The organism is Gemmiger sp. An120, from assembly GCF_002160955.1.
In the GTDB taxonomy this organism is placed as follows: Bacteria; Bacillota; Clostridia; order Oscillospirales; family Ruminococcaceae; genus Gemmiger_A; species Gemmiger_A avium.
In genome coordinates, this window is the sequence record NZ_NFLN01000013.1 from 87765 (window position 1) to 94570 (window position 6806).

The 6806-nt window shown below is 57.4% G+C and carries 3 protein-coding genes and 1 pseudogene; 3 read left to right on the forward strand and 1 reads right to left on the reverse strand.

Annotation, left to right across the window (positions count from 1 at the left end; translation table 11 throughout):
• Positions 1 to 8 precede the first annotated feature (8 nt).
• Together B5E65_RS11355 and B5E65_RS11360 are read left to right on the forward strand one after the other, a co-directional pair.
• Positions 9 to 257 carry a hypothetical protein gene (locus B5E65_RS11355; protein WP_087171877.1) on the forward strand — a complete coding sequence of 83 codons (249 nt, stop codon included), beginning with the start codon at positions 9 to 11 and terminating at the stop codon, positions 255 to 257.
• 58 nt (positions 258 to 315) lie between these two features.
• Positions 316 to 3447, forward strand: a pseudogene (locus B5E65_RS11360) (suppressor of fused domain protein); the annotation flags it as partial.
• Positions 3448 to 3662: 215 nt separating this feature from the next.
• Here the strand turns inward: B5E65_RS11360 and B5E65_RS11365 are convergent.
• Complete coding sequence (locus B5E65_RS11365) at positions 3663 to 4298, reverse strand: MerR family transcriptional regulator (protein WP_087171878.1); 636 nt, start codon at positions 4296 to 4298, stop codon at positions 3663 to 3665.
• Between the two features lie 652 nt (positions 4299 to 4950).
• Between B5E65_RS11365 and B5E65_RS11370 the strand changes: the two genes are divergently transcribed.
• Positions 4951 to 6411, forward strand: a complete 1461-nt coding sequence (locus B5E65_RS11370) for a C69 family dipeptidase (protein WP_087171879.1) — start codon at positions 4951 to 4953, stop codon at positions 6409 to 6411.
• Positions 6412 to 6806 lie beyond the last annotated feature (395 nt).

Consider the following 6806-nt stretch of genomic DNA (forward strand, 5'->3'; position numbering starts at 1 on the left):
ATTACCAGATGATCGAAGCAATTATGAAAATCCATACCACTTCTTCTTCGGTTACATTTGTATGTGGCGATGTTGCTATTATTGGAAATGGTGAGTTTCGGGCTTCATCAGGAAAAGTGGATGGTTTTATCCTGTATGCCGACACTTTGCGGTATGAAAACGGAGCGAAGCTTTCACGGGATGAACAGGAAAATTTGAAGTGCCTGTATCAGCACTTTGTATTGAACCGTGAAGATTTCATAGACTGGGATATTTGAATGATGATTTATAGTAAAGCAACGACCGCATAGAAAGTCAAAACACGGAGGTACGGATATGGATTTGTTGCAACAGTGCCGGCAATGGTTTGACCAGAATGAAATTCAGAAGGTGATCGACACTCTGGAGGCCATCCCCGCCGGGGGGCGCACCCCGGAACTGGACAGCGAACTGGCCAAGGCATATATCGCCGTTGCCGATGCAGGAGAACGGGAGCCTTATGAAAAGGCGCTGGAACTTCTGGCGCCCCATGAGGAGCATTTTGCGGGCGATCACTGCTGGAATTACCGGATCGCCTGCGCCTATTATTACCTGGACGAGGAAGGCCCCGCCCTGCATTACTTTGAAAAGGCGCTGGAAGCCCGCCCCGGAGACAAGGACACCCAGGAATACATAGACGATTGCCGCCATCGTTTGGCCCTGCCCCGGTTTACAAAGAACTTCCGGGAAAGGACCCGGGAGGCGTGGGCGGCCTTTGCCCGCATCGAGGGGACGCTGCGCCAGATCATGGACACAGACAAAAGCCACCAGCGGAGCGAGGAATTGATCGAACTGTGCAGTCGGGCGCTGGAGATCGCGCTGAGCGACACCGCCTTCGAGTTGGGATTCAACGGGGAAAAATATGAACTGATCCTCAGCCCGGAGGGCCTGCGATCCCGTCTGTTTCCGCTGGTGTATTTCCAGCAGCAGGCCCCGGAACCGGTGCTTGCCCATTGGAATATCCGGGTGGGCCGCCAGCCCGCCCCGGGCTTTCTGCTTCGGACCGGAGAGATAGAGATCCGGGTCGAGGATGTTCAGATGTGGGCAGAGAAAACAGAGGATCAGAGGGTGAGCCTGGGCCTTTACTGCGAGAAGTTGATTCCGCTTTTGAAAGAGGACACAGACAAGGTCTGGTGGGCGCTGTCCATGCTGGTGGACCAAACCATCGGGGAAGTTTCCGACATCGCGCTTGTTGCCGGGATCGACGTCTGTGCCCGGCCGAAAGACGAGCCGTCCATGCCCCTTACCGCGCTGCCGGAACTGCTGCAAGGTATGGGGCTCCCGCTCTGGCGGGATGGCAGCGACTATCTGGAAAACAGCTATCTTACCTATGAGCTGGAACCGGTGGAAGATCCGGATGCGGATTGGCGGTTGGATGTCTATGCCGGCAGCTGCCGCCTGCCGGTGCTCATCAACGACTATATGGCCGCCCGCAGCGATATGGTGGACGAGTACCATAAAGATGGCATCGCGGCGGGGTTCCTCTGCTACCCCTTGGAAAGCTTTACCGGCGAGGAGCGAAGCAAAGCCATTCTGGACTTCCGGGATGCTCTGCGGGATGCCGTCCTGGGGGAGGCGGGCGCACAGGCTGTGACCTTCCTGGGTGGTGCCACCGGCCTGTACTGCGGGTATCTGGATTTCATCGCCTGGGATCTGCCCGCCGTACTGACAGCGGCGCAGGCCTTCTTTGGAAAAAGCGGCCTGCCCTGCGCTCACTTCCATGCCTTCCGGCGGGATGTGGGCGGTGTGCCGCTGCTGGAAGAGGAGGAACCGGCGCCTGCCGTTCACGAGGAAACCGGCTCCTTGCTCTCAGAAGAGGACATTGAAACGCTGGGGTCCTTTGACGAGGGCGTTTCCGGCTATTTCTGGAGAATGCTCCAATGGCTGGAGGATTTCATCAAAAACGGCGTGGAAGAAGGACGGTTCACCGAAAAACAGGCTCACCAGGATCTGCAGATTGCCCTCTGGTATGCCTTCGCCTGCAACAATCTGGATGATTATATCCATTATTACCAGGCGGCAGAGTGGATGAAGGATTCGGAGAAAAACGCCGCCGGCTGCGCCACCTGGTACTACCGGTATTCTGTGGCGCTGATGTACTGCGGCCGGCTGGAAGAAGCACGGAAATATGCGGAGCAGGGCGCCCGGGAGGAACCGGACTACCCCTGGATCTGGCTGCAGGTGGGCAAGCTGCGGGCGCATTTTGGCGATACAGCCGGCGCGCTGGACGCTGTGACGCAGGGACTGGCCCTGGAACCGGGCGACTATGAGTTCCTGACCCTGGAAAAAGAGGTAAAGGCCGGCGCCACTTTGGAACAGATGGAGTACCATTGGATCGATCCTGGCGCCGATCAAATGCTCCAGCAGGGGCTGGGCCAGGATGTGGATGACAAGCAGCGCGCCCTGGCCTGTATCCGGGTGGACGAAGCGGGCCTTGCCGCATTTTATGAGTTGTTCAGCCCGGAGTGGTGCGGCTATGAGAAGAATGCCCCCTGCTGTGAATTCCAATACCCGGTGAAGGAACAGGGGGTGGAGCTCTCCTTCCGCATGAACGAAGCCGGCCTCTCCAAGATGGGAACAGACTGGTTGCGGCAGTTCAAGGAACGGCTGGACAGCGGGGAATGGCTGAACCACACTCCCGAAGGCGAGCCGGAGGGAACCTTGATTGCGGTGTTTGTGGAGCAGAACTACCGTATCAGCCTTGTCTACCAGCAGCCGGGAGAGGATCAATATTTTCAGGTTTTCCTGAATCCGGACGGCACAAAGGTGGATGCTATCTGGTCCTCGACGGAAAACAATCAGCCGGAGGTTTATACCGAAGAAGAAATGTCGGCAGTGGAGCAGCACATCAAAACCACCTTTTGTGAGTTTGAGAAGGTGTTCCATGAATTGGTTTCTCCCGACATCCATGTGGACGTCTGCGTGGTCCCTCCCACGGAGGAGCGGGACTATTACACACTGGTGACGATGGGCATGGGGGCTCACCGGATGCATGTGCCGGAGGAACTGGCGGAATACAAGCTGGAGCGGGCGGAGCTGGCCATCGCGCTGCCGCCGGAATGGAAACTGGATGAGGAAGCCCTGAAGGAGGAGCGGTGGTACTGGCCCATTGGCCTCCTGAAAGTGCTGGCCCGCCTGCCTATTTCCGGCGATACCTGGCTGGGCTTTGGCCACACGATGGACAAGCAATCGCCCTTTGCGGAGAACACGGCTCTCTGCGGCGCAGTTCTGGTGGGCCCTCAGGATGTTGTATGGGAAGGCGGCGAGGTCTGCGTTTTGCCCGGCGGCGAGGAGGTCAACTTCTATCAGGTGATCCCACTCTATCGGAACGAATTACAGTATAAGCTGGAGCATGACGCGGACGCTCTGCTGGAAAAGATGGCAGACATCAGCTTTGTGGTCGATCCCGCCCGCCGGAATGCCATCACCTGAGGAACGCTTGCGGAGGAGAAGGGCACTCTGGAGCCTTCGGAACTTGCGAAAGCCATGGATGCAGCGGTGGAGCAATAGGGATTCTGCCCGGATGTGACAGGCCAAGACCCGGAGGAATCCACCGTGGGCCCATTGGCCGCTGTGCTGCGGCAGTCCGCCGGCGGGCGACACTTGGAATCAGGCGGGAAAGGGGCAGATCTAAAAGGTACGAATTACGGTTTCTTCCTGGGCTTTCTCGGCTTCGGCGCCACCGCGGCGATCATGGCGTAGTGCTCCTTGCTCTTTCTCGTGATGCTGTTGTAGTCCTCGGAGGTGAGGAACTCCAGCAGCCACTCCTTGGGCACCTTATAGGTGTGTTGATACGGGAACGCCTTTAACCTCCCCTCGGTGCACCAGCGGCTGACGGTACGGGAAGCGTAGCCGGTGACCCGGGCGATCTGGCGGGCGTTGAGCACGTCGGGCTGGCGGGCCAGCAGCCTTTCGTACCAGCGGCGCACCCGCTGGCGTGTGGCGTCGGTGAGGACGAGCGCGCCGTTCAGGCTGAAGGCCGGGGGCTTGTGGTTCGGGTAGTTCTTGTACCAGCCGCTGGGCGGGGTGTAATACGCCGGCTCCGCCAGGCGGCGGCGCAGATAGTCGGCCACGTCGGCCTTCGCGATCTTGTAGCAGCGGGTCTGCTTGCCGGTGTTCTCGCAGGGCACCAGGCCGCTTTGCAGCAGGTAGAGCGAGGTGCGGGTGCCGATGCGGCAGGCCTTGCGGAAGTCGGTGCGGCCCATGGGGTCGGGATAGGGGGCCAGCAGGTCCTGAATTTCCCGCTCCAGGGTGTCCTGAAAAAGATTGCTTTTCTTCATTTTTTCGGTTCTCCTTTGTTTTGAATTGGGACCCGGAGAACCACCACGTTTTCCACCGAAACTATACAAATTGTTGAAAACATGAAAAATACTACACAAAATCGGCCCGAAATCTTGCATTTGGCGAAAATCGTTTTCCGGCGGCGGGGCGAAAATCCAGTGTTCATTCGGCAAAACGGCCCTCAATTATCTTGCATGAAATCTTGCATTTTTCCAAAAAATCTTGCCAAACGGGGCCAAAACGGGGGATTCCGATTTGATTCCTACCAAAGCCATTTTTTCGGGCTTTGGCCCCTCGAAAACGGCTTAACACCGCCGAAAAACCGGGGACGAACCGACCAGCTCTGACCCGCCCTTTTCCGGGAAATCCTTTTCGGCACAGGACTCGAAATCTCGTAGGGTGTTAACAGCACCGCCAGGGTTCAAATCCCTGCTGCTCCGCCAAACAGGGTGCAAGGACAATTTTGTCCTTGCACCCTGTTTTTTTATCCGGATTGCGGGCTGTCACCGATGGGTGTCCTGGCTTTGAAACGAACAGGCGTAAACCGGGGCTGGAAATAGCGCGGGGCCCGTGCTATGATAAACGCAGCCCATACGGGCGAAAAAACAGTTTTTCCGTCGATTCTGACTATATATAGAAAGGAAGAACCATATGCCTTGCACCACAATTTTGGTTGGCAAGAAAGCCAGCCATGACGGCTCCACGATCATTGCCCGCAACGATGACGGCGGCTTTGAAGCCAAGCGGGTTTTGTCTCATCCGGCCAGGGAGGGGGCGGCCTCCTACAAGACCGTCCTGTCGCATCTGACCGTTGCGCTCCCGGAAAAAGCCCTGCGCTATACCGACTGCCCCAACGTGTCCAAGGCCAACGGCGTATGGCCCGCCTGCGGTATCAACGAGGCCAACGTGGCCATGACCGCCACCGAAACGATCACCAGCAACGCCCGGGTCGTGGGCGCGGACCCCTATGTGCGATACCAGGCAAAGAAAGGCCGCGGCACCAAAGAGATCCCCGGCGGTATTGGCGAAGAGGACCTGGTGACCCTGGTGCTGCCGTATATTCACTCTGCCCGGGAGGGCGTGCTGCGCACCGGCGCGCTGCTGGAGCAGTACGGCACCTATGAGCCCAACGGCATGGCCTTTGCGGACGCCGACGAGATCTGGTGGCTGGAAACCATCGGCGGCCACCATTGGATCGCCCGCCGGGTGCCGGATGACCGGGTGGTGGTGATGCCCAACCAGTTTGGTCTGGATAACTTTGACTTTGCGGACGCCTACGGAGAACAAAAGGAAAATCTTTGTTCCCAAGACCTGCGGGAGTTCGTGGAGAAGTACCGCCTGGCTCTGGATACGGGCGCCGGGTTCAACCCGCGGCTGGCTTTCGGCTCTCATTCCGACGCCGACCATATCTACAACACCCCCCGCGCCTGGTTCATGGCCCGGTATTTCCTGCCCCGTACCTACAAGTGGGAGGGAGAGAACGCGGACTTCACCCCGGAGAGCAACGACATTCCCTGGTCGTTTGTGCCGGAGCGCAAGGTGACGGTGGAGGATGTGCGGTATCTGCTGGGCTCCTATTACCAGGGAACGCCCTATAATCCCTATGACAAGAACGCCGCCTGCAAGGGCAAGTACCGCACCATCGGCGTGCCCAACAGCGACGTCTGCGGCATTATGCAGATCCGCGGCGGGCTGCCCGAGGCCATTCAGGGGGTGGAGTGGCTGTCCATGGGCGGCAGCGGCTTTACGGCCTGCTTCCCGGTATACGCCAATGTGACCGAGTTCCCGAAATATCTGAGCGGTACCACAGAAACGGTTTCCACCGACAGCATGTACTGGCACAGCCGGCTGATTGCCGCTTTGACCGACGCCCATTTTGGCAATGCGCTGCTGTTTGACGAGCGGTATGTGAACGCCGTGATGAATCGCGGCCAGCAGCTGCTCTACGAATACGACGAGAAGATCCGGCAGGACGAGCCGGTGGAGATTTTGAAGGAAGCCAACCGCAAGATTGCCGACATGGTAAAGGAAGAGTCGGACAAGGCCCTGGGCCAGATCCTCAAGAACGCCTCCGAGCATATGAAGATCCGATATCACAGAGGGGATAACTGAGTACATACAGCAAGGAAGCAGCACCGGTCCGCTGGTGCTGCTTCCTTTATATATAGGTATGCAAACCGGTCGTGGGGGGGGCAGTTAAGAAGCCCGGCCAAAAAAATGGAAAAACATGAAAAAAGGTGTTGACAATCGGATGGTGGAGTGGTAATATAATCGGGCACCCTTTGAGGGGGCACGGCGCTGAAAAGCGGCTCGAAAAAAATCTCAAAAAAGTGCTTGACAAACAGCACTTCGCGAGATATAATAAATGAGCTGCCCACCCGAGAGGGTGCGGCGCACAGGACCTTGAAAATTGAACAATATCGAAGCTTGAACGGAACCCTTTTAAAGTGAGGAAACACTTGAAAAAAATTCCAAACAAGTAATTCGCAGGACGCAAGCGATTGTGT

Excerpts from the sequence above, each read along its gene's own strand:
- B5E65_RS11370 (WP_087171879.1), top strand. The coding sequence starts at position 4,951 with ATGCCTTGCACCACAATTTTGGTTGGCAAGAAAGCCAGCCATGACGGC.
- B5E65_RS11365 (WP_087171878.1), bottom strand. The coding sequence starts at position 4,298 with ATGAAGAAAAGCAATCTTTTTCAGGACACCCTGGAGCGGGAAATTCAG.
- B5E65_RS11355 (WP_087171877.1), top strand. The coding sequence starts at position 9 with ATGATCGAAGCAATTATGAAAATCCATACCACTTCTTCTTCGGTTACA.